This is a genomic window from Acidovorax sp. SUPP2539 (assembly GCF_030158975.1).
Lineage (GTDB): Bacteria > Pseudomonadota > Gammaproteobacteria > Burkholderiales > Burkholderiaceae_C > Paracidovorax.
In genome coordinates this window covers 1015681-1036874 of record NZ_BQXJ01000001.1, presented here as the reverse complement: position 1 = coordinate 1036874, position 21194 = coordinate 1015681, and the positions used below count along the sequence as shown (strand labels likewise).

The 21194-nt window shown below is 67.4% G+C and carries 16 protein-coding genes and 1 pseudogene; 8 read left to right on the top strand and 9 right to left on the bottom strand.

The features are described from left to right. Positions 1-10: 10 nt before the first annotated feature. Together AVTE2539_RS04680 and AVTE2539_RS04675 are read right to left on the bottom strand one after the other, a co-directional pair. The gene (locus AVTE2539_RS04680) at positions 11-1351 is read right to left on the bottom strand and encodes a diguanylate cyclase domain-containing protein (RefSeq protein WP_284394798.1); all 1341 of its coding nucleotides are present in this window, start codon (positions 1349-1351) and stop codon (positions 11-13) included. A gap of 187 nt (positions 1352-1538) precedes the next feature. After that, positions 1539-2363, bottom strand: a complete 825-nt coding sequence (locus AVTE2539_RS04675) for an undecaprenyl-diphosphate phosphatase (protein WP_284408529.1) — start codon at positions 2361-2363, stop codon at positions 1539-1541. 204 nt (positions 2364-2567) lie between these two features. Here AVTE2539_RS04675 and AVTE2539_RS04670 point away from each other — a divergent pair, with 204 nt between their 5' ends. The 3 genes and pseudogenes from AVTE2539_RS04670 (at position 2568) to AVTE2539_RS04660 (ending at position 4305) form a co-directional block, all read left to right on the top strand. Next, positions 2568-2999, top strand: coding sequence for a VOC family protein (locus AVTE2539_RS04670; protein WP_284394800.1), 432 nt, complete (start codon positions 2568-2570; stop codon positions 2997-2999). A gap of 7 nt (positions 3000-3006) precedes the next feature. Beyond that, positions 3007-3906, top strand: a pseudogene (locus AVTE2539_RS04665) (amino acid ABC transporter substrate-binding protein). Then, positions 3907-4305, top strand: a complete 399-nt coding sequence (locus AVTE2539_RS04660) for a nuclear transport factor 2 family protein (RefSeq protein ID WP_284408528.1) — start codon at positions 3907-3909, stop codon at positions 4303-4305. A 35-nt stretch (positions 4306-4340) separates the two neighbouring features. On the opposite strand, the gene AVTE2539_RS04655 is transcribed toward AVTE2539_RS04660, so the two are convergent. Then, the gene (locus AVTE2539_RS04655; protein WP_284408527.1) at positions 4341-5279 is read right to left on the bottom strand and encodes a LysR family transcriptional regulator; all 939 of its coding nucleotides are present in this window, start codon (positions 5277-5279) and stop codon (positions 4341-4343) included. 86 nt (positions 5280-5365) lie between these two features. Next, on the bottom strand, positions 5366-6628 hold the full coding sequence (locus tag AVTE2539_RS04650; protein WP_284408526.1) for a GGDEF domain-containing protein: 1263 nt from the start codon (positions 6626-6628) through the stop codon (positions 5366-5368). Between the two features lie 454 nt (positions 6629-7082). Between AVTE2539_RS04650 and AVTE2539_RS04645 the strand changes: the two genes are divergently transcribed. Together AVTE2539_RS04645 and map are read left to right on the top strand one after the other, a co-directional pair. Beyond that, positions 7083-7337, top strand: a complete 255-nt coding sequence (locus tag AVTE2539_RS04645) for a ParD-like family protein (RefSeq protein ID WP_284408525.1) — start codon at positions 7083-7085, stop codon at positions 7335-7337. Next, positions 7337-8149, top strand: a complete 813-nt coding sequence (gene map, locus AVTE2539_RS04640) for a type I methionyl aminopeptidase (RefSeq protein ID WP_284408524.1) — start codon at positions 7337-7339, stop codon at positions 8147-8149. Before AVTE2539_RS04645 ends, map begins: the two co-directional genes overlap by 1 nt. 18 nt (positions 8150-8167) lie before the next feature. Here map and AVTE2539_RS04635 read toward each other — a convergent pair whose 3' ends face one another. From AVTE2539_RS04635 to AVTE2539_RS04615, 5 genes are all read right to left on the bottom strand, one after another. Then, positions 8168-9169 carry a hydrogen peroxide-inducible genes activator gene (locus AVTE2539_RS04635; protein WP_272564353.1) on the bottom strand — a complete coding sequence of 334 codons (1002 nt, stop codon included), beginning with the start codon at positions 9167-9169 and terminating at the stop codon, positions 8168-8170. Between the two features lie 203 nt (positions 9170-9372). Continuing rightward, positions 9373-10815: an efflux transporter outer membrane subunit gene (locus AVTE2539_RS04630; RefSeq protein ID WP_284408523.1), complete on the bottom strand. Its 1443-nt coding sequence runs from the start codon at positions 10813-10815 to the stop codon at positions 9373-9375. Continuing rightward, positions 10812-14015: an efflux RND transporter permease subunit gene (locus AVTE2539_RS04625; protein ID WP_284408522.1), complete on the bottom strand. Its 3204-nt coding sequence runs from the start codon at positions 14013-14015 to the stop codon at positions 10812-10814. The genes AVTE2539_RS04630 and AVTE2539_RS04625 overlap by 4 nt, the downstream gene beginning before the upstream one ends. After that, positions 14012-17134 (bottom strand): efflux RND transporter permease subunit, encoded by a 3123-nt coding sequence (locus tag AVTE2539_RS04620; RefSeq protein ID WP_284394809.1) that lies wholly within the window; start codon positions 17132-17134, stop codon positions 14012-14014. Before AVTE2539_RS04620 ends, AVTE2539_RS04625 begins: the two co-directional genes overlap by 4 nt. Before the next feature lie 19 nt (positions 17135-17153). Beyond that, positions 17154-18632, bottom strand: a complete 1479-nt coding sequence (locus AVTE2539_RS04615; protein ID WP_284408521.1) for an efflux RND transporter periplasmic adaptor subunit — start codon at positions 18630-18632, stop codon at positions 17154-17156. Positions 18633-18890: 258 nt separating this feature from the next. Between AVTE2539_RS04615 and AVTE2539_RS04610 the strand changes: the two genes are divergently transcribed. From AVTE2539_RS04610 to AVTE2539_RS04600, 3 genes are all read left to right on the top strand, one after another. Next, positions 18891-19208 carry a 2TM domain-containing protein gene (locus AVTE2539_RS04610; RefSeq protein WP_284408520.1) on the top strand — a complete coding sequence of 106 codons (318 nt, stop codon included), beginning with the start codon at positions 18891-18893 and terminating at the stop codon, positions 19206-19208. Positions 19209-19282: 74 nt separating this feature from the next. Further along, entirely contained in the window at positions 19283-20353 is a 1071-nt protein-coding gene (locus AVTE2539_RS04605) for a sensor histidine kinase (protein ID WP_284408519.1), read from the top strand. Then, positions 20350-21189, top strand: coding sequence for a LytR/AlgR family response regulator transcription factor (locus tag AVTE2539_RS04600; protein ID WP_284408518.1), 840 nt, complete (start codon positions 20350-20352; stop codon positions 21187-21189). Before AVTE2539_RS04605 ends, AVTE2539_RS04600 begins: the two co-directional genes overlap by 4 nt. The last annotated feature ends 5 nt before the right edge of the window (positions 21190-21194 follow it).

The following is a 21194-nucleotide window of genomic DNA, read 5'->3' as shown; positions in this document are numbered from 1 at the left end:
CGCCGGCCGGTCAAGGCCGCTCGGCAGGCGGTTCGGCGTAGCGCACGCAGCCCGAGCCCGCGCGCTTGGCGGCATACATGGCCTGGTCCGCCCGGCCCATGAGCACCTCGATATCACCCTCGATGGGCGGATACGTCGCCACGCCGATGCTGGCACCCACGCGCACGTCGCGCCCCTCCACCCGCATCGGCTGGCCCAGTGCATCGATGATGCGGTGGCCCAGGCTGTTGGGGGCGCCATGGTCCACATCGGTGTCCAGCATCACCAGGAACTCGTCGCCCCCCAGCCGGGCCACGGTGTCCTGCGCCCGCACCACGTTGCCCAGGCGCTTGGCGACGAGCCGCAGCACCTCGTCGCCCACCTTGTGGCCCTGCTCGTCGTTGATCTTCTTGAAGCCGTCCAGGTCGATGAACAGCAGCGCCACCGTGCCGGCCTGGTGGCGCGCGGCCTCCAGCGACCGTTCGCAACGGCGGTGGAAGGCCGATCGGTTGTACAGGCCGGTGAGCGAGTCGTGATTGGCCAGGTACTGCTGCTGGCGCGAGATCTCGATCTTGGAAGAAACGTCCTGCACCAGCGACATGATCGAGGTCACCCGGCCTTCCGCGTCGGTGAGCGCGGAGTTGAACCACTCGCAATGCATCTCGGTGCCGTCGCCGCGCAGGAAACAGGTTTCCACGCGGTTCTGGGATTCGCGGCCCGATTGCAGGCTGGCCAGGGCCTGGGTGAGGTTCTCGTCCATGGCCGCCGTGCCCGGCAGCGCCAGCAGCGACCGCGCCTCGACCTGCACCACATCTTCCCAGCCCATCAGCTGGATGGCGCGGCGCGAGCAGTGCAGCAGCCGCAATTCGTGGTCCATCTCCAGCACAGCCAGGGGGCTGTTGTCCATGTGCGAAGACAACCGCTGGTTGGCCGCGCGCAAGGCGTTCATGGTCACCTGCAGTTCATGCACATCCAGGGCCGTGGTGACGAATCCGTCGATCTCGCCCTGGGCGTTGCGCCAGGGCGCAAGGCAGATGGTGCGCCATTCCTCGAAGCCTTCGGGGTTGTGCACCAGGCGCTGGTAGTTCAGCCGCTCGCCGCGCAACACCCGCTCCACGAACGGCATGAAGCGCGAATGGTTGTAGTCGCCGTATAGTTCCAGCAGCGTCTTGCCGACCAGCTCCGAGGCGGGCGCGCCGAACCAGCGGGCGTATTCGTCGTTCACGTACACGACGCGCTGCTGCCGGTTCACCGCCGCCACGGTGGCGCCCACGCTGCGTGTGAGCAACCCCAGCATCTCTTCGGCTGAAAACTCGGCGGCCGCCCTCGACGCGGGCAGCGTGCGAAATCCCGGCAGCTCGTTTGGCGTCATACGGCGGGAACCTTTGACTGTTGTCGTTGGCGGCGTGGGCAACCGGGGCTAAAAGGGGCGCTGCGGCAGCCTGCCGCCGCTATCCCCCGGCATTCCGGCTTGCGCGGGGCAGCTTATCACTTTCTGTTACCAATGCCTCAGCGGATGGGCTGGCAGGCCGCCACTGGCGCGAGTGGCCGGCGCCCCGTCAATCCGCCCAGGTGACCCACCCGGTCCAGGCGGTCACCAGCACCACGATGCCGAAGCCGATGCGGTAGTACGCGAACGGCACGAAGCTGTGCGTGCTGATGTAGCGCAGCAGCCAGCGCACGCAGAGCCACGCGCTGATGAACGAGAACACCAGCCCGACCGCGAACAAGGGCACGTCGCCCACCGTCAGCAGGTGCCGCTCCTTGTACAGGCTGTAGCCCCCCGCACCGATCAGCGTCGGGATGGCCAGGAAGAACGAGAAGTCGGTGGCGGCCTTGCGAGACAGCCCCAGCAGCATGCCGCCGATGATGGTGGCGCCGCTGCGGCTCGTGCCCGGCACCATCGCCAGACACTGCGCCAGCCCCACCTTGAGGGCATCGAGCGGCGTCATGTCATCCACCTCGTGAACGCGCACCGCGCGGGGCGAACGGCGCTCGGCCCACAGGATGACAAAGCCGCCCAGGATGAACGTGCTGGCCACCACCACGGGCGTGAACAGGTGCTCCTTGATGAGCTTGCCGAAGATCAGCGCCAGCACCACGGCAGGCAGGAATCCGATGATCACATTGAGGGCGAAGCGCCGCGCCTGCCGCTGCGTGGGCAGCGCCACCACGGTGGCCCGGATCTTCTGCCAATAGACCAGAATCACCGCGAAGATCGCCCCGGTCTGGATGGCGATGTCGAAGACCTTGGCCTTGGCATCGTCGAACCCGAGCAATGAACCCGCCAGGATCAGATGCCCGGTGGAAGAGATGGGAAGAAACTCGGTCAGGCCCTCGACCACCCCCATGATGGCGGCCTTGACCAACAATACGACGTCCACTGGCGCTCCTTGAAATGACAGCCGGGATTATCGGCGCGCCGCAACAGCGGCGGGCGGTTCCAGGGGCCGATCGCACGAAGGCCGTTTCACCTCGGCGCGAGCATCAATTCAATTGGTGGTCAGCAAGAAGATATATCGTTTTCGGTTATGCGTGTTGTTTTCTAAAGTCTGGGTCATGTCGAACTTCCACACCACGACGACGCCATGACAAACACCCCTGCACGCATTCCTTTCCATCTTGCTTTTCCCGTCCGCGACATCGCGGAAGCCCGCGCTTTCTACGGGCAGCTTCTGGGCTGTCCTGAAGGCCGAAGCGCTCCGGAGTGGGTCGATTTCGACTTCTACGGCCATCAGATCGTCGCCCACCTGGCCCCCGAAGAATGCGGCCACAGGGCGAGCAGCGCCGTGGACGGGCATGACGTACCCGTTCGGCATTTCGGCGCCATCTTGCCCATGGACACATGGCAGGCCCTGGCAGACAAGCTGGCTGCCGTGCAAACAAAATTCGTCATCGAGCCGTACATCCGCTTCAAAGGCGAACCTGGCGAGCAGGCAACCATGTTCTTCCTGGACCCCTCGGGCAATGCCATCGAGATGAAGGCCTTCGCAGACCTGGGTTCGCTCTTCGCCAAGTGAGAACGCGATGAATCCTTTCCTCACCACCCGCGCCGGCGTGGCCGCGGTGCTCATGGCGCTTGCAGCTTCGGCCTCTGCGCAAACCGACACCTTGAAAAGGATCAGGGAGTCGGCGACGGTCACGATGGGCGTTCGCGATGCATCCGGCGCCATGTCGTTCACGACGGGGCCGGGCAAATACACCGGCTTCCATGTGGAGATCTGCGAACGCGTCATTGCCGACCTCAAGAAGGCCGTGCAACTCGACCGGCTGGAGGTGAAGTACCAGCTGGTGACACCACAGAACCGCATTGCGCTCGTCCAAAACGGCACGGTGGAGCTTGAATGCGGCACCACGACGAACAACCTCGCACGCCAAAAAGACGTGGCATTTGCCCCAACGCTCTATGTCTAGGGGGTTCGCATCGCGGTCAGGTCGGGCTCCACCATCCAGTCGACGGCACAGTTGGCGGGCAAGACGATCGCGGCCACCTCGGGCAGCACCTCGGTTCAGGTGCTGCGAAAGCTCAAGAGCGACGCCTCGGAACTCCTGGCCAAGGACAACAGCGAAGGATTCCTGCTGCTGGAGACTGGCCGCGCCGACGGTTTCGCGGCGGACGGGCAGATTCTTGCAACGCTGATCTCCAAGAGCAAAACCCCCGGGCAATACAAGCTGCTGGACCAGGTTCTGAGCACCGAACCCATCGCCATCATGTTGCCCAAGGGGGATCCGGCATTCAAGAAGGTGGTCGATCAGAGCATCGTGTCACTCGCCAGGAGCGGGGAAGTGGCGCGCCTCTATGACAAATGGTTCATGAAACCGATCCCGCCGCAGAACGCCACTGTCGGCCTGCCAGCGACCGAAATGACCCGGGCCGCCTGGGCCGACCCCAACGACAAACCCATGGAAGAGTACGAGGCACGCTGAATGCGTGAGCACCCTATGACACAAAACAGCAAATCGGTTCCGACCCGCGAATATCACGCCGTGGTGGCGGTCGCACAGAAATACGTCGACGGCCTGCGGATCGGCAGCATCGAGGCGATTGCCCAGGCCTTCCACCATGACGCGGTGATGTACGGCTTCACCCATGGTGAACTGCTCGGAGGCCCGGTGGCCAACCTGTTCGACTTCGTGCAGAAGAACGGAAAAGCCCCGGAGATCGCGGCCCAGCTGGACGTTCTGGCCATCACGCCCACCACGGCCGTGATCCGGGTCGATATGGAAAAGGATGCCATCGGTGCCGACTACAACGACTATCTCACGCTCATCAAGATCGGGGGCGATTGGAAAGTCATCGCAAAGGTTTACCACCAGTTCGGCTGAGACTCAACGGATGCCGCGCCACCGCGGCATTCACGCTATGGCTTTTTAGGGCGACGGGAGGCCTGGATGTGCGCCTTGGTCCCGGCCGGCACCTTCACGCGGCCGATCTGCGAAGCCTCTTCCAGGCTCCGCGAGAAGTGGGCCACGACCGGCGAACCGGTCTGGGCCCGACGCTGGAGCAACCCGATCTCCCGATAGAAGGTGTGTTCCTGCAGCGAGATCACACGCACGCCATCGGGCAACGGCAGATGGGCTTCCACCAGCGGAACCACCGCAACGCCCACCCCTTTCGATGCGAGATGAATGAGTCCGGGAATCTCATCCAGTTCGATGGCCTCATTGACCGCCAAGCCCTGGCGCCGCAGGAAACCTTCGACCATGCGGCCACCGAACGAGGCCCGGTCGTAGCGAAGAAATGGCCGCTCCTGGATCAGGGTGCGCCAATCCTTGCGGGCCGTCCCCTCCTTCGGACCGACCAGCACGAAGGGCTCGTGGACCAGCGCTTGCCACGCCATGTCGGAGGGCATGCCGAAGGGAGGGCGGATCATCACCGCCGCATCGATTTTTCCCGCATCGAGATCGTCCATCAACCGCATGGAAACACCGGGCGAGACGTGCACACGGACCAGCGGAAACAAGCGCCTCAGGCCCTCCAGCGCACGTGCCACGAGCGTCGGCTGCGCCGAGGCAATGGAGCCGATGCGCAGAACCCCCTGCGTGGCGCTTTCATCGGAGGGATCGCCGAGCTTTGAAAAGAGCGCGCAGATGACCTCCGCACGCTCGACAGTCGTTTGTCCGGCCGCATTCAGCGTTGCAGAGCGGCCGGTCCTGTCGAACAGGGGAAATCCCAACGCGTCTTCGAGCCGCTTGATCTGGCTGCTGACGGCCGACTGGGTCAGTCCGATCTGCTCCCCCGCTGAAGCGAAGGTTCCGTACTTGCAGACCGCGATGAGGGTCTTGAGTTCAGGGATCATCGACGAAGCATCCCAGAAATCGATGGAAATACAAAGAATCCGATGATTTTTGTGTGGCTCAGATAGAAGGCCGCGGAAAGGCTCTCCTAGAAGTAGCCGTGCGATGGCACCTGCACCTCCTCGTCGTTCGCCGCACTGCCGGCCCCCACGGGCTCTTGCACCACCACCTGGTTTCGCCCGCCTTGCTTGGCCATGTACATCGCGGCATCGGCGCGGGCGAAGAACTCGAGGGCGGTCTCGCCCAGCACGTACTGGGTGACACCGATCGACACCGTCACCCGGCCCCGCAGACGGGGGTTTTCCCAAGCGTGCGACTCCACCTGCACGCGGATGCGCTCGCAGGTGTTCAGCGCGGGCAGCAAGGGCGTCGCGGGAAAGATCACCAGGAATTCTTCGCCGCCGTACCGGCCGAAGTAATCGTCGGCCCGCACAGCGCCCTGCCCCAGCTTGGCAAAGGTGCGAAGCACTTCGTCCCCTTCCAGGTGGCCCATTTCGTCGTTGATCCGCTTGAAGTGATCCAGATCCACAACGGCCATGCAAAGCGGAATGCCGCTTTCGTCCGCCAACTGCTTTTGCTCTTCGAGGGCGGCCAGGACAGACCGCCGGTTCAGGCATCCCGCCAGAGCGTCGCGGCGCGCGCTTTCGGTAATGGAGCGCACTTCGCTGCTTTTCTTTTGCAGCAACCGGTGCAACATGCGCACACGCCCCATCAACAGCACATAGGCGGGTAACGCCAGTGCCAGGGACACGATATGCAGCACTTCCAGGCGCAGCAAGGCGGTATTTTCGTTCTGGGCATAGTGCAGACCGCTGATCGCGCCGTAGACCGCGAGGATACCGACGCACACCGCCAGTGCCATGTTGCGCGACAGGGTGAACAGGCCATAGGCCATGACCACGAACAAAAACGGCGCCAGGGCGATCTGCGTGACGGGCTCCAGATAAAAAACCAGAAGCAATGCGCCCGCCGAGCCGATCACGATGGGCAACCGCATTTGGCGGTCGGCGAAATGCTCGTGCACACCCAAATAGAAAAGGCCCATGAAAGCGACCACCAGCAATGCGATGAGGGCCGCGACCATCAGCACCGTGGAAAAACCCACCACGCCCAAGCCAAAGTAAACCAGCACGCAAGCCAGATACAGCAAGCACAGCAGGACCGGCACCATCCGCGTGCGAGGGCGGTCCATGCGCCGCCGCAGCATCAAGGCCACCCCCAGCTCCGATTGGGGTGAATGCGTGGAGGGCTCGAGCTCGTGCAACTCTTCACTCATTGGAAACGCATCCGTATTTTCAAAGCGCATGCGCCGGCGGGCACGTAACGTGTCCCATAAATCCCTAAAACCCATGGAAGTGTTTCCTTACGATCGAACCGATGCTCGCGCCTTGACCAGTGATAAGCAAAATTTCATTGCCAATATTACATATTGGTTCATTCAGGACAATAGTCGAAGCGCAATAGATAGGCTTTCTTGATGTCCCATTTAGGAAATCGAGAGAGTGGGCGGTTTAAAACGGACCTTGCATACAAGCTTTTACCCAATAAGGCAGTAAGACAGCAGCCCGTCGCACGGCAACGCGCCCCCGGCGCGGGCTCCGAGCCTAACCGGGTCGCGCGCTCTCATTTCAGCGAATGCGAACCGAATTGCGCGGTAAACACCCGTTGGCGCTTGGAAAGAACGGCAGCTTAAAGGCCAATGGAGGTTGCTTGGTTTCCCCCGTCAGCGGTTCCAATCGGTGAGAAGCGGTCAAACACCATATGAAACATATATACTTCACATACGTTTCGTATAGAGGTGACTGATGGGAATCGTCAAAATTTCGGATCTGATGCATGAAAACCTGCGCGTCGCAGGCAACGCACTCAGCCGATCGATCAATGCGCAGGCCGAGCACTGGATGCGCGTCGGCATGCTCACCGAGCTGTATCCGGAGTTGAACCACCGGGAAATCTGCCAGTTGCTGATCCGCGCCGAGCTCGCCGGGGGACTGGACATCTCGGTGGCTGCCAAGGCCTCCTCGGGCAAGCCCGCCCCCTCCTCGCCCGGGCAACACTGATGGCCAGCGACATTCGCATCAAGTCGGCCGAGCAGATCGCGATGGCCCGGCAGGCCGGGCAACTGGCCGCGGAGGTCCTCAGCATGGTGGCATCCCACGTCGTGCCCGGCGTGAGCACCGAAGCGCTCGACCGCATCTGCCATGACCACATCGTGAATGTCCAGGGCGCCATTCCAGCCAATGTGGGCTACCAGGGGTACCCCAAGACCATCCTGACCTCCGTCAATCAGGTGGTTTGCCATGGCATTCCCTCGGCAGACAAGATCCTGAAGCGGGGCGACATCATCAACATCGATGTCGCCGTCATCAAGGATGGCTGGTTCGGCGACACCAGCCGCATGTACTTCGTCGGTGCCCCCAGCACCTTGGCGCGGCGCCTGGTGGACACGACCTACGAAGCCCTGCGGGCAGGCATCCAGCAAGTCCGGCCCGGGGCGACGCTGGGCGATATCGGCCATGCCATCCAGTCGGTCGCCCACCGGGAGCATTTCAGCGTGGTGCGCGAATACTGCGGACACGGCATTGGTCAGGTCTATCACGAAGACCTGCAAGTGCTGCACTACGGCCGGCGCGGAGAGGGGCTGCGGCTGGAGCCTGGCATGGTGTTCACCATCGAGCCGATGCTCAACGCGGGCAAACGCGAGACCCGGCAACTGTCCGATGGGTGGACCGTGGTGACGAAGGACCGATCCCTGTCCGCCCAGTGGGAGCACATGGTGGCGGTCACGCCCGAGGGGTACGAGGTGCTCACCGCCTGGCCCGACGGGACGGGAACCTACCCGCCGCTGGTGGCCGGCAACGAAGCCCCTTGATCCCAGGCCTGCAGCGGCTTACCTCAGGATGGGCGTGACGCCGGGCAACTCGCACGCGTAGATCGCATTGCGCAGGGCGGCGATGACCTCGTAGCGTGGAAAGCTCCTGCGCCAGGCCAGCACGATCCGGCGCACGGGTGGCGGCTGACCGGTCTCCTGCTGGATGGGCAGGTAGCGGATCTGGCTGTCGTCGTTGCGGCGGCGTTTTTCGGCAGGATGCTCGTCGTCCTTGCGCCGTTTGTAGCCCGAATGCATCTGGTCCTGCGGCACCGACAGCCGCGGCACGAGGGTGATGCCCATGCCGCGCGAGACCATGTGCTTGATGGTCTCCAGCGAGTAGCCTTCGAAGGTGTGGCTCACCCCTTCTGCGTCGCCCAGCGCTGGCGCGGCCTCGGGACTCAAAGCCTCCAGGTGTTCCCGCAAACCCTCGTCGGCCTCCAGCAGCAGCAGGGTCTCGCCCTGCAACTCGGTCGTCGAGACGCTTTCACGCTGGGCCAGGATGTGCGAGGCAGGCACCGCGGCGATCAGGGGTTCGTCGTACAGGGCCGCCTTGGCCAGGCCGGTGGAGCGAAAGGGCTCGGCCATGATGGCGCAATCGATCTCCCCCGTGCCCAGCATTTCGATCAGCCGCTCCGTGAAGCTGCCCTTGAGAATGAGCTCCATCTGCGGCGTGCGGGCCTTGGAGTGGTGCACCAGCTCGGGCAGCAGATACGGGCCGACGGTATAGGACACGCCGATCTTGATCGTGCCGGCCAGCGGGTCCTTGCCGCGCTGGGCGATTTTCTGGATGGCGGCCGCATGCTCGAGGATCCGCCGGGCTTCGTAGACGATCTCCTCGCCCACCGGCGTGACCGACACCTGTCCCGCCGTGCGCTCGAACAGCTTGAGTTCCAGTTCCTCTTCCAGCTTCTTGATGGCCATCGACAGCGAGGGCTGGGAGACATTGCAAAGGTGGGCTGCGCGGCTGAAACGCTTTTCCTGCGCAAGGGCGACGATGTACTTGAGTTCGGTGAGCGTCATTGTCTGGGAGGAAAAAGGAACGGCGACTGGGGTGGCACGGTTTAACACCAATCCATGAAGCAAGTATTACGCCGATTTCATTACGCCGACTGAATACCCTGATCCGGGTACCGCGCCATTGCCCGAGCCAGGACCAGGGGTGCGCCGGGGAGAAGGTCGCACCCTTCTGGCCACCGCCGGTTTCCCACCGCTTCGCCCCCCGCTCACTGCGGCCCTGCCTCACCCTCCCAGGGGGCCTGCCATCCGCCACCCAGCGCCTGCACCAGCGTGGCGGCAGCCAGTTGGCGGTTCACTTGCAGCTGCAGCAGCGCACGCCGTGCCGACAGCGCGGTGACCTGCGCCGTCACCACCTCGGTGTAGCTCACCTGGCCCTCGCGGTAGCGGTTCAGCAGTTGCTGCTCGGTGAGATTGGCGGCAGACACGGCCTCCTGGCGCAGGGGCTCTTGCGCCTGCAGCGTGCGCAGCACGGTCAACTGGTCCTCCACGGCCTGGAAGGCGGTCAACACCGTCTGGCGGTAGGTGGCTGCGCGGGCATCGCGGGCGGCCTCGGCACCGTCCACCCGGGCGGCGATGGCGCCGCCGTCGAACACCGTCTGCGCCACCGACAGACCCAGCGACCACAGCGCGCCCGAGGCGCTGAACAGATCGCCCACGCTGGTGCCGCTGCGGCCCAGCGAGGCCGTGAGGCTCAGGCTGGGGTAATAGGCCGAGCGCTGCACGCCGATCTGCGCATTGGCCGCGGCCACCGCGCGCTCGGCCGCGGCGATGTCGGGGCGGCGCTGCAGCAGGGTCGACGGAATGCCTGCGGGCACCTCGGGGGCCCGCATGTTCCAGGGCGCGGGCGGCAGCGTGAACGAGGCCGGTGCCACCCCCGTCAACACGGCGATGGCGTGTTCGTAGCGGGCGCGGTTTTGTTGCATGGTGGCGAGGTCCGCGCGCGCGTTGGCCAGTTGGGTACGGGCCTGGAGTACGTCGGAGTTGGCCACCACGCCAGCGGCGTAGCGGTTCTGGGCGATCTGCAGGCTGCGTTCGTAGCCCTGCACGGTGGCCTGCAGCAGGTCGATTTCGGCATCGGCTTCGCGCAGCTGGAAATAGGCCGCCACCAGCGAGCCCACGGCGGACAGCCGGGCCGAGGCCAGATCGGCCTCGCTGGCCTGGGCATTGGCGCTGGCGTTGTCCACCGCGCCGCCCAGGCGCCCCCACAGGTCGGGTGCCCAGTCCGCACCCAGTGCCGCCTGCGTCGTGGTGCCGCGGCGGGTGGAGCCCTCGCCGCCCGCGCGCGAGCCGCTGCCCGACAGGCTGACCGAAGGCAGCAGGCCGGCGCGCTGCTCGCGCACCAGCGCCTGCGCCTGGGCGTAGGCCGCCACGGCGGCCGCGATGTTCTGGTTGGACAGTTGCACCTGCGAGGCGAGGCGGTTCAGGTCGTCGTCCCGAAACAGCGTCCACCAGTCGCCGCGGTCGATCGCATCGGCGGGCGCGGCAGGCTGCCACACCGCCCCCGCTTCCTTGAAGGCGGTGGGCAGGGGCAGTTCGGGGCGCTGGTACACGGGCGCCACGGAGCAGGCGGCCAAGGGCAGCAGCGCGCCCAGGCAGGCCATGCGCACAGCGCGGGGTGCCCAGGCAAGGGAGGAAAAAGCGGATGTCATGGTTGTTGCAGTGGAGACGCAGCGGCACCCGCAGGCGGGGCCGCGCGGCTCAGTTGGTGTTCGTTGGCGGAGCGGCGGCGCAGCTTGTCCAGCAGCACGTAGACCACCGGGGTGGTGAGCAAGGTCAGCAACTGGCTGGCGATCAGGCCGCCGATGATGGCCACTCCCAGCGGCTGGCGCAACTCGGAGCCCTGCCCGAAGCCGATGGCCAGCGGCAAGGCGCCCAGCGCGGCCGCCAGCGTGGTCATCAGGATGGGACGAAAGCGCAGCATGCAGGCCTCGCGCACCGCCTCCAGCGCCGACAGGCCCCGGGCGCGCTCGGCCTCCAGCGCGAAGTCGATGATGAGGATGGCGTTCTTCTTCACGATGCCGATCAGCAAGAACACGCCGATGAGCGCAATGATGGTGAACTGCATGTTGAACAGCAGCAGCGCCAGTACCGCCCCTACGCCGGCCGAGGGCAAGGTGGTCAGCACGGTGATGGGGTGGATCAGGCTTTCGTACAGCACGCCCAGCACAATGTAGATCACCACGATGGCCGCCAGGATCAGGAAGAACTGCTGCGACTGCGATTGCTGGAAACCGAGCGCCGTGCCCTGGAAACTGCCGCGCACGTTGGTGGGCATGGCGATGTCGGCCTCCGCCTGCTCGATGACCTGCCTCGCCTGGCTCAGCGAGGTGTTCCCGTCCAGGTTGAACGAGATCGTCGTGGCCAGTTCGCCGTCCTGGTGGTTGATGGAGGTGGGCGAGGCCCGCTCCACCACCTTGGCGATGGCGCTCAACGGAACCATGGTCGATGCGGTGTTGCTCAATACCTGCCCCGTGGAGGCACCGCGCTGGCCCGGATTGGCGGCCGTGCCGGTGGCCCCGGTCGGGTTGGATGCCACGAAGATGTCGGCCAGCGCCGGCGGGCCCTTGGTGTATTCCGGCGCCCACTCCATGATGACCGAGTACTGGTTCAGCTCGCCGTAGATGGTGGCCACCGAGCGCTGGCCGAAGGCGTTGTAGAGCGCGCTGTCGATGGCCGAGGCGCTCACGCCCAGGCGCGAGGCGCTGGCCCGGTCCACCTCCACATAGGTCTCCACGCCGTTGTCGGCCTGGTCGGTGTCCACGTCGGTCAGCAGCTCTTCCTGCTTCAGGCGCTCGGCCAGGCGCGTGGCCCACAGCCGCATGTCGGCCAGGTTGTCGCTCTTGAGGGTGTACTGGTAGGTCGAATTGCTGGAGCGACCGCCCATGCGCAGGTCCTGCACCGGGCTCAGGAACACCTGCAGGCCGGTGATCTGCGCCAGCTGCGGCCGCAAGCGGCCGATCACGGCGTTGCTGCTGTCGGCGCGCTCGCCCACGGGCTTCAGGTTCACGAACAGAAAGCCTCCGCCCGCCCGCCCGCCACCGGAAAATCCCACCACCGTGTCCACCGCCGGATCGTTGCGGATGATGCCCACCGCCTGGCGCAGCTTGCGCGCCAGGGCGTCGGAGGAGATGCTCTGGTCGGCCCGCAGCCCGCCGTTGAGCTGGCCGTTGTCCTGCTGCGGAAAGTAGCCCTTGGGAATCTTGGTGAACAGGTACACGTTGAGCCCGATCACCGCCAGCAGCACCAGCATGACGAGCGCCTTGCTCGCCAGCGCCCAGTCCAGGCTGTGGGCGTAGCCGCGCAGCATGCCGTCGTAGCCCCGCTCGGCCCAGCGCGCGAAGCGGCCGAGGGGCTTGGCCTGGGCGGGGTCTTCCGAGCGCAGCAGCCACGCGCACATCATCGGTGTGGTGGTGAGCGAGATCACCAGCGAGATCGCCACCGCCACCGACAGCGTGACCGCGAATTCGCGGAAGAGGCGCCCCACCTGCCCGTCCATGAACAGCAGCGGGATGAACACCGCCACCAGCGACAGGCTGATCGACAGCACCGTGAAGCCCACCTCGCGCGCGCCGAGCAGCGCCGCGGCCATGCGGTCCATGCCGGCCTCGATGTGGCGGCTGGTGTTCTCCAGCACCACGATGGCGTCGTCCACCACGAAGCCGGTGGCCACCGTGAGGGCCATCAGGCTGAGGTTGTTCAGGCTGAAGCCCAGAAAATACATGATGCCGAAGGTGCCCAGCAGCGACACCACCGTGGCCACCGCCGGAATGACCGTGGCGCGCGCCTTGCGCAGGAACAGGCCCACCACCAGCACCACCAGCGCGATGGAGACCATGAGCGTGAACTCGATCTCGCGCAGCGACGATCGGATGGAATTGGTGCTGTCCGATGCCACCGACACCTGGATGTCCTGCGGCAGCTGCGCCTGCAGGTCGGGCAGCAGCGCACGCACGCCGTCCACCGTGTCGATGATGTTGGCGCCCGGCTGGCGCGTGATGAGCACGATGATGGCCGGGTCGCCGTTGAACAGGCCCAGCGTGCGCGTGTTCTCCACGCCATCGACCACGCGCGCCACGTCGCCCAGGCGCACGGCGGCGTTGTTGCGCCAGGCGATCACCAGCGAGGCGTAGTCGGACGCCTTGCGCGAGGGCGAAGGCGTGTAGATCTGCAGGCGCTTGCCATCGCCTTCGATGGCGCCCTTGGGGCGGTTGGCGTTGGAGGCCTGGATGGCCGCGCGCACGTCCTCGGTGCTGATGCCGTAGCGGTTGAGCGCGAACGGCAGCAGTTCCACGCGCACCGCGGGCAACGAGCCGCCGCCGATCTCGACCTCGCCCACGCCCGCCACCTGCGAGATGCGCTGGCTCACCACGTTGGAGACCGCGTCGTAGATCTCGCCCGGCGTGCGCGTCTTGGAGGTCAGCGTGAGGATGATGACGGGCGCATCCGCCGGATTGCGCTTGCGGTAGGTGGGGTTGCTGCGCAGCGTGGCCGGCAGGTCCACGCGCGATGCGTTGATGGCCGCCTGCACCTCGCGCGCGGCGCTGTCGATGTTGCGGCTCAGGTCGAACTGCAGGCTCACGCGGGCCGAGCCGGTCGAGCTGCTGGACGTCATCTCGTTCACGCCCGCGATCACGCCCAGCCGGCGCTCCAGCGGCGTGGCCACGCTGGTGGCCATGGTCTCGGGGCTGGCGCCCGCGAGGCTGGCCGACACCGAGATGGCCGGGTAGTCCACCTGCGGCAGCGGCGCCACCGGCAGCACGAAGAACGCGGCGATGCCCGCCAGCGCCATGCCGATGGTCAGCAGCACGGTGGCGACCGGGCGCTCGACGAAGGGGCGCGACAGGTTCATGGCGTGGGCCCGGAGGGTGCCGCGCCGGACTGCGCGGGCGCGGCGGCCGTGCCCCGGCCCGTCCAGCGGCGGCCCAGCCGGTCGAAGGCCAGGTAGATCACCGGCGTGGTGAACAGCGTGAGCATCTGGCTCAGCACCAGGCCGCCGAAGATGGCCAGGCCCAGCGGCCGGCGCAACTCGGCCCCCTCGCCCCAGCCCAGCATGAGCGGCAACGCGGCGAACAGTGCGGCCAGGGTAGTCATCAGGATCGGGCGAAAGCGCAGCAGCGCCGCCTGATGGATGGCCTCTTGCGGGGCCATGCCTTGCTCGCGCTCGGCGTCGATGGCGAAGTCGATCATCATGATCGCGTTCTTCTTGACGATGCCGATCAGCAGGATGATGCCGATGATGCCGATCACCCCCAGGTCGTTGCCCGTCACCATGAGCATCAGCAAGGCACCCACGCCGGCCGAGGGCAGCGTGGACAGGATGGTCAGCGGGTGGATGTAGCTCTCATACAGCACGCCCAGCACGATGTACACGCACACCATGGCCGCGAGGATGAGCCACAGCTGGCTGGACAGCGACTTTTCGTAGGCGCCCGCTGCCCCGAGGAACTGCATCGACAGCCCCGCCGGCACGCCGATCTCCTGCGCCGCCGCGCGGATGGCATCGACCGCGTTGCCCAGCGACACGCCCTCGGCCCGGTCGAAGCCCAGCGTGGCGGCCGGGTACTGCGCCACGCGGGTAACCTGCAGCGGTGCGAGCTGCTCGCGGATGGTGGCCACGGCGGACAGCGGCGTGGGCGTGCCGCCGCCCGTGCGCAGCTGCAGGGTGCCCAGCGCCTCGGGGCTGTCCAGATGCTCCTGCTGCGCCTCCAGGATCACGCGGTACTGGTTGGTCTCGGTGAAGATGGTGGAGACGATGCGTTGGCCGAACGCGCTGTAGAGCGTGTCGTCCACCGAACTGGCCGTGACCGACAGGCGCGAGGCCGTGTTGCGGTCGATGTCCACGTAGGCCGACAGGCCCTGCGCGCCCGCATCCGACGTGGCGTTGCGCACCTGGGGCACCGTGCGCAGGCGCTCCACCAGTTGGTTCGTCCATTCGTTGACCTGCGCCGAATCCACCCCGCCGATCGACAGGCGGTACTCGGTGGGCCCGGTCTCGGCGTCGATGGTCAGGTCCTGCGTGGGCTGCAGGTACAGCGTCACACCGGCCACGGCGCGCACCCGGTCGCGCAGGCGCTGCATGACGGCCTCCTGCCCGTCGCGGTCGGCCTTCAGGTTGATCAGCATGCGCCCGGCATTCAGCATGGTGTTGTTGGCCGCGTCCACCCCGATGAAGGAGCTGAGCGACTGCACGTCCGGATCGGCCAGGATGGCGCGGGCCGCGGCCTGCTGCAACTCGCTCATGCGGGCGTACGACACGTCCTGCGAGGCCTCCACGCGCGCCTGCAGCTGGCCCGTGTCCTGCGTGGGAAAGAGTCCCTTGGGAATCACCACGTACAGCAGCGCCGTGAGCGCCATGGTGAGCAGCGCCACCACCAGCGTGGCGCCTTGGCGGCGCAGCACCCACTGCAGCCAGATGTCATAGCGCGCGATCACGCGGTCGAAGCCGCGCTGCACCGCGCCGCCGAAGCCGCGCCGCTCGCCGTGCGGCGGCTCGGGTTTCAGCCAGCGCGCCGACATCATGGGCACGAGCGTGAGCGACACCACGGCCGAGATCAGGATGGTGAGCGCCAGGGTCACCGCGAACTCGCGGAACAGCCGCCCCACCACGTCGCTCATGAACAGCAGCGGAATCAGCACCGCGATCAGCGACACCGTGAGCGAGATGATGGTGAAGCCGATCTGCGTGGCGCCCTTGAGCGCGGCCTGGAACGGCGGCTCGCCCTCCTCGATGTAGCGGGCGATGTTCTCGATCATCACGATGGCATCGTCCACCACGAAGCCGGTGGCGATGGTGAGCGCCATCAGGCTCAGGTTGTTCAGGCTGTAGCCCAGCAGGTACATCACGCCGCAGGTGCCGATGAGCGAGATCGGCACCGCCAGGCTGGCGATCACCGTGGCGCGCAGGCTGTGCAGGAAAAAGAAGATCACCAGCACCACCATCAGCACGGCCAGCACCAGTTCCATCTCCACGTGATGCACCGATGCGCGGATGCCGGTGGTGCGGTCCGACAGCACCTCCACCTTCAGCGAGGCGGGCAGCCCGGCCTGCAGCTCGGGCAGCTGCTTCTTGATGTTGTCCACCGTGGCGATCACGTTGGCGCCCGGCTGGCGCTGCACGTTCAGGATGATGGCCGGGGTCTCGTTGGCCCAGGCGCCCAGGCGGTTGTTCTCGGCGCTGTCCACCACGCGGGCCACGTCGGTCATGCGCACGGGCGCGCCGTTCTTCCAGGTGACGATGAGGTTCTTGTAGTCGGCCACCGTCACCAGTTGGTCGTTGGCGTTGATGCTGTAGGAGCGCTGCGGCCCGTCGAAGCTGCCCTTGGCGCTGTTGGCGTTGGCCGAGGTGATGGCCGTGCGCAAGGTGTCGAGCCCGATGCCGTACGAGGCCAGCGCCTTGGTGTCGGCCTGGATGCGCACGGCCGGCCGCTGCCCGCCGGCCAGGCTGACAAGGCCCACGCCGGGCACCTGGCTCATCTTCTGCGCCAGCCGCGTGTTCACGAGGTTCTGCACCTCGGTGAGCGGCAACGTGTCGGAGCTGACGGCCAGCGTGAGCACCGGCGCATCGGCCGGGTTCACCTTGGCGTACACCGGCGGCGCGGGCAGGTCGGTGGGCAGCAACGACGATCCGGCGTTGATGGCGGCCTGCACCTCCTGCTCGGCCACATCGAGCGCCAGCCCCAGGCCGAACTGCAGCGTGACGATGGACACGCCCGAGGCGCTGGTGGACGACATGCGCGCCAACCCCGGCATCTGCCCGAACTGGCGCTCCAGCGGCGCACTCACGGTGCGGCTCATGACCTCAGGGCTGGCACCGGGGTAGAGGGTCTGCACCTGGATGGTGGGGTAGTCCACCTCCGGCAGCGCCGACAGGGGCAGCAGCTTGAAGCCGACCAGACCGGCCAGCACGATGGCCACCATCAGCAGCGCAGTGGCGACGGGTCTTTCGATGAACGGACGCGACGGACTCATGGGTGGGGCCGGGCGGTCATCAAGGGGTCTGCGGGGCGGAGGCCCCGGGCTGGGCCCCGGGCTGGGCGCCCTCCTGCGGCGGGCGCTGGCGGCGCTCGCCCTCCGGTCCACGGCCCTCGCCACGGGGGCCGAAGCCCCGGGCCTCGCCCTCCCCGCGCGGACCCGAGGCCCGAGCGCGGCGCGGCGGGGCGCCCGCGGCGCCGCTGGCTGCGGAGGCCGGGCCGCGCGCGCCCTGCAGTTGCACGGTGGCACCGTCCTTCAAACGGTCGCCGCCTTCGGTCACCACGCGCTCGCCGGCCTTCAGGCCCTCGGTAATGGCCATCAACCCCACCGTCGCCTGGCCGCGCTTGACCTTTCGCAGCGACACCGTGCGGTCTTCGTTGATGACATAGACGAAGTCGCCATTGGCGCCCGTGCGCACCGCCGTCACCGGCACCACCACGGCCGGCACCTCGCGCAGCAGGAGCTGCACGTTCACGAACTGGTTGGGAAACAGCGCACCGTTGGCGTTCTCGAACCGGGCCTTGGCCTTGACCGTGCCCGTGGTGGTGTCCACCAGATTGTCCAGGGTGGAGAACTGCCCCTTGCCCACCTCGGTGGTGCGGGTGCGGTCGAACGCCGTCACAGCCAGCGGCTGCGCGCCCTGCTGCGAGGCCTGCACGTCGGTCACGCGGTCCTGGGGCACCGAGAACTGCACGTCGATCGGCGTCATCTGCGTGATGGTGGCGATGCCTGTGGCCTCGCCGGCGCTCACGTAGTTGCCGGCGTCCACCGTGCGCAGGCCGATGCGGCCGGTGGCGGGCGAGGTGACGCGGGTGTAGTCGAGGTTCAGGCGAGCGGTCTTTTCCTGGGCGAGGTCGGTCATCACCGTGCCCTGCAGTTGCTTGACCAGCGCGGCCTGCGTGTCCACGTCCTGGCGCGCGATCGAGTCCTGCGACAGCAGCGTGCGGTAGCGCTCCAGGGTGATGCGGGCGTTGTCGAGCTGCGCCTCGTCACGCTGGCGCGTGCCCTGCGCCTGCATCAGCGCCTGCTCGTAGGGGCGCGGGTCGATCTGCGCCAGCACCTGGCCCTTCTTGACCATCTGCCCTTCGGTGAACAGCACCTGGGTGAGCACGCCCGACACCTGCGGGCGCAGGGTGACCGTGGTGACCGGCGTGACCGTGCCCAGCGCGTCGATGACCACCGGCAGCGACGCCTGCCGCGCCGTGGCCTCGCCCACCGTGACCATGGCCCGCCCACCGCCGCCGAAACCGGGCCCGCCCGGTCCTCCGGGACCGCCAGGGCCCGCCGGCGCGCCCGGCCCCCCGGGACCGCCCGCGCCCCGCATCGCTCCCGCCGGGGCGGTGCTGCGCTGCACCAGATACCAGGCGCCACCGCCCAGCAGGGCCACCACGGCCAGCATCAGCAGCGTGCCGAGCCAGCGCGACCGCCGCGAGGGCGGCCGGTGGGCGGAAGGCAGCGGGTTGGGAACGGGCGCGTCGTGTGGTTGTGGATTCATGGAAATGGCTGGCGTGGCGTGTCGCGAAAAAGGTCCGTCCCGGGCGGCCGGCGGGGCAGCACGGGGGGCACGCCGAATCGTAGGGGCTCTGCGTACCGATTGTCTGGCTGCTGTGCGAAGAAAGGTAAATCTGTCGCCCGGCGCAGCGGTTCGCGCCGCGCGGCGGGCGGTTCGTCGCATGGCGCTGGCCGGACCGCGCGGCCGGGCGCACAGTGCGGCGGTCCCCTCCCCTACCACCCCGACCCCCAAGGAGCTGCCATGCCCGCTTTCCACACCCACGACGATCTCGCCCCCCTGGACGAATTGGACGACCTGGACCGCTTGGCCCGCAAGCGGGCCGGTGCCAAGATGGGCTGGCTGCTGCACGCCTGCGTGTACCTGTGCGTCAACTTGGCGCTGGCCGCCCTCGCCGCCTACCAGGGGCGCCACTGGGCGGTGTTTCCAGCGCTGGGCTGGGGCCTGGGCCTGGCGATCCATGGCGCGGCCGTGTGGCTGGCGCTGCCGGGCGGGCGGCTGCACGCCCGCCTGCTGGAGCGCGAGCGCGCCGCCCTGCGCCAGGCACTGCAGCGGCGCTGACCGGGCGCACGGCCGCCGCCAGGAGTGCCCCCACAATCGGCCCACCAGGAGCTTTTCCTTTCCCCCGCGCCGCCATGCAGCACTTCAGCCTTCGCCAATCCATTCGCCACGGGCTGGTGATCGCCGCGTTCTGCGCCGCCATCGCCGGCATCCAGCTCGCCTACGGCCGGGGACCGTGGGACGTGCAGCTCGTGTACTCCCTGGCCATCGGCCTGCCGAGCTGGCTGCTGATCGACATCGGCCGCCTGTGGCTCTCGCGCCATAGCCCCATCCCGTGGCCCCTGGGCTGGCGCGGCTGGGCGCTGGTCGCGGTGGGCGGCTCCATCGGCTTTCAGTTCGGCTCGGCCCTGGGCGATGCCTACCGCGAGAGCATGCACCCCGGCCTGAATCTGGCGTCGGCAGGCGGCCCCAGTTCGGCCATGGTGACGACGGTGCTGGCGTGCCTGGCGCTGTCGTTCTTCTTCTACGCCCAGGGCAAATCGCGCTTCCTGGAAGGCAAGATCGCCGAGGTCGAACGCGACGCCGCCGAGGCGCGCCTCAAACTGCTGGAGGCGCAGCTGGAGCCGCACATGATGTTCAACACCCTGGCCAACCTGCGCGTGCTGATCGCCGCCGACCCGCCCCGCGCCCAGGCCATGCTGGACCACCTGATCGACTACCTGCGCGCCACGCTCGGCGCCTCGCGCGCCACGCTGCACCCGCTGGCCGACGAATTCGCCCGGCTGCGCGACTACCTGGAACTGATGTCGGTGCGCATGGGCCCGCGCCTGGCCTACACGCTCGACCTGCCCGAGGCGCTCGCCCGCGTGCCCGTGCCGCCGCTGCTGCTGCAGCCGCTGGTGGAAAACGCCATCCGCCACGGCCTGGAGCCGAAGGTGGAAGGCGGCAGCATCCACATCGCCGCCCGGCCATTGCCCGACGGCCTGCTGGAACTGCTGGTGCAGGATTCGGGCGCCGGGCTGGCCGCGGGCGGCACCGCACCGCCCGGGCCACCCGGCCCGGCGCGCCAGAGCTTCGGGCTGCAGCAGGTGCGCGAGCGGCTGCACACGCTGTACGGCGAGCAAGGCACTATTAATTTGATAGCACAACGCCCTAGTGGAACATGCGCCAGGGCCGTATTTCCCTTGAATCCCCCGCTGCCATGAACCTGCCGCCCTCCCGCGCGCCCCGCGCCCTGATCGCCGAAGACGAACCGCTGCTGGCCGCCGCCCTGCGCCAGGAGCTGGCCCGGGCCTGGCCGGACCTTCAGATCGCCGCCACCGTGGGCGACGGGCTCGCGGCCGTGCAGCAGGCGCTGGACCTGCGGCCCGACGTGCTGCTGTTCGACATCCGCATGCCGGGCCAGAGCGGCCTGGAGGCGGCCGCCGAGCTGGCCGACGCCTGGCCGGCCGACACGCCCTTTCCCGCGCTGGTGTTCGTGACCGCCTACGACCAGTACGCCGTGCAGGCCTTCGAGGCCCAGGCCGTGGACTACCTGCTCAAGCCCGTGCAGCCCGAGCGGCTGCGCAAGGCCGTCCAGAAGCTGCAGGCCGCCCTCGCACGGCAGGCCGCGCCCGCCGCGCTGGACTTCGAGGCCACGCTGGCCCGCCTGCGCGCACTGGTGGCGCTGCCCGGGGCCGCTGCGCCGGGCATGGCCGGTGCGGCGGCGCACCCCGCCCCGCTCACCGTCATCCAGGCCAGCAGCGGCGCGCAGATCCACCTGGTGCCGGTGGCGGACGTCGTGGTGTTCGAGGCGGCCGACAAGTACGTGCGCGTGCTGACCGCCACGCAGGAGTACCTGATCCGCACGCCCCTCAAGGAACTGGCTGCCCAGCTCGACGCGAACACCTTCTGGCAGGTGCACCGCGGCACCCTGGTGCGCGCCAGCGCCATCGCCTCAGCCGTGCGCGACGAATCAGGGCGGCTGCACCTGCGCCTGCGCGAGCGGCCCGAAACCCTGGCGGTGAGCCGGCTCTACGCCCACCGCTTCAAGGCGATGTAGCGCCC

Coding starts and splice junctions, on each gene's coding strand:
- AVTE2539_RS04680 (WP_284394798.1), bottom strand. CDS start 1,351: ATGACGCCAAACGAGCTGCCGGGATTTCGCACGCTGCCCGCGTCGAGG.
- AVTE2539_RS04670 (WP_284394800.1), top strand. CDS start 2,568: ATGACAAACACCCCTGCACGCATTCCTTTCCATCTTGCTTTTCCCGTC.
- AVTE2539_RS04660 (WP_284408528.1), top strand. CDS start 3,907: ATGCGTGAGCACCCTATGACACAAAACAGCAAATCGGTTCCGACCCGC.
- AVTE2539_RS04655 (WP_284408527.1), bottom strand. CDS start 5,279: ATGATCCCTGAACTCAAGACCCTCATCGCGGTCTGCAAGTACGGAACC.
- AVTE2539_RS04650 (WP_284408526.1), bottom strand. CDS start 6,628: ATGGGTTTTAGGGATTTATGGGACACGTTACGTGCCCGCCGGCGCATG.
- AVTE2539_RS04645 (WP_284408525.1), top strand. CDS start 7,083: ATGGGAATCGTCAAAATTTCGGATCTGATGCATGAAAACCTGCGCGTC.
- map (WP_284408524.1), top strand. CDS start 7,337: ATGGCCAGCGACATTCGCATCAAGTCGGCCGAGCAGATCGCGATGGCC.
- AVTE2539_RS04635 (WP_272564353.1), bottom strand. CDS start 9,169: ATGACGCTCACCGAACTCAAGTACATCGTCGCCCTTGCGCAGGAAAAG.
- AVTE2539_RS04630 (WP_284408523.1), bottom strand. CDS start 10,815: ATGACATCCGCTTTTTCCTCCCTTGCCTGGGCACCCCGCGCTGTGCGC.
- AVTE2539_RS04625 (WP_284408522.1), bottom strand. CDS start 14,015: ATGAACCTGTCGCGCCCCTTCGTCGAGCGCCCGGTCGCCACCGTGCTG.
- AVTE2539_RS04620 (WP_284394809.1), bottom strand. CDS start 17,134: ATGAGTCCGTCGCGTCCGTTCATCGAAAGACCCGTCGCCACTGCGCTG.
- AVTE2539_RS04615 (WP_284408521.1), bottom strand. CDS start 18,632: ATGAATCCACAACCACACGACGCGCCCGTTCCCAACCCGCTGCCTTCC.
- AVTE2539_RS04610 (WP_284408520.1), top strand. CDS start 18,891: ATGCCCGCTTTCCACACCCACGACGATCTCGCCCCCCTGGACGAATTG.
- AVTE2539_RS04605 (WP_284408519.1), top strand. CDS start 19,283: ATGCAGCACTTCAGCCTTCGCCAATCCATTCGCCACGGGCTGGTGATC.
- AVTE2539_RS04600 (WP_284408518.1), top strand. CDS start 20,350: ATGAACCTGCCGCCCTCCCGCGCGCCCCGCGCCCTGATCGCCGAAGAC.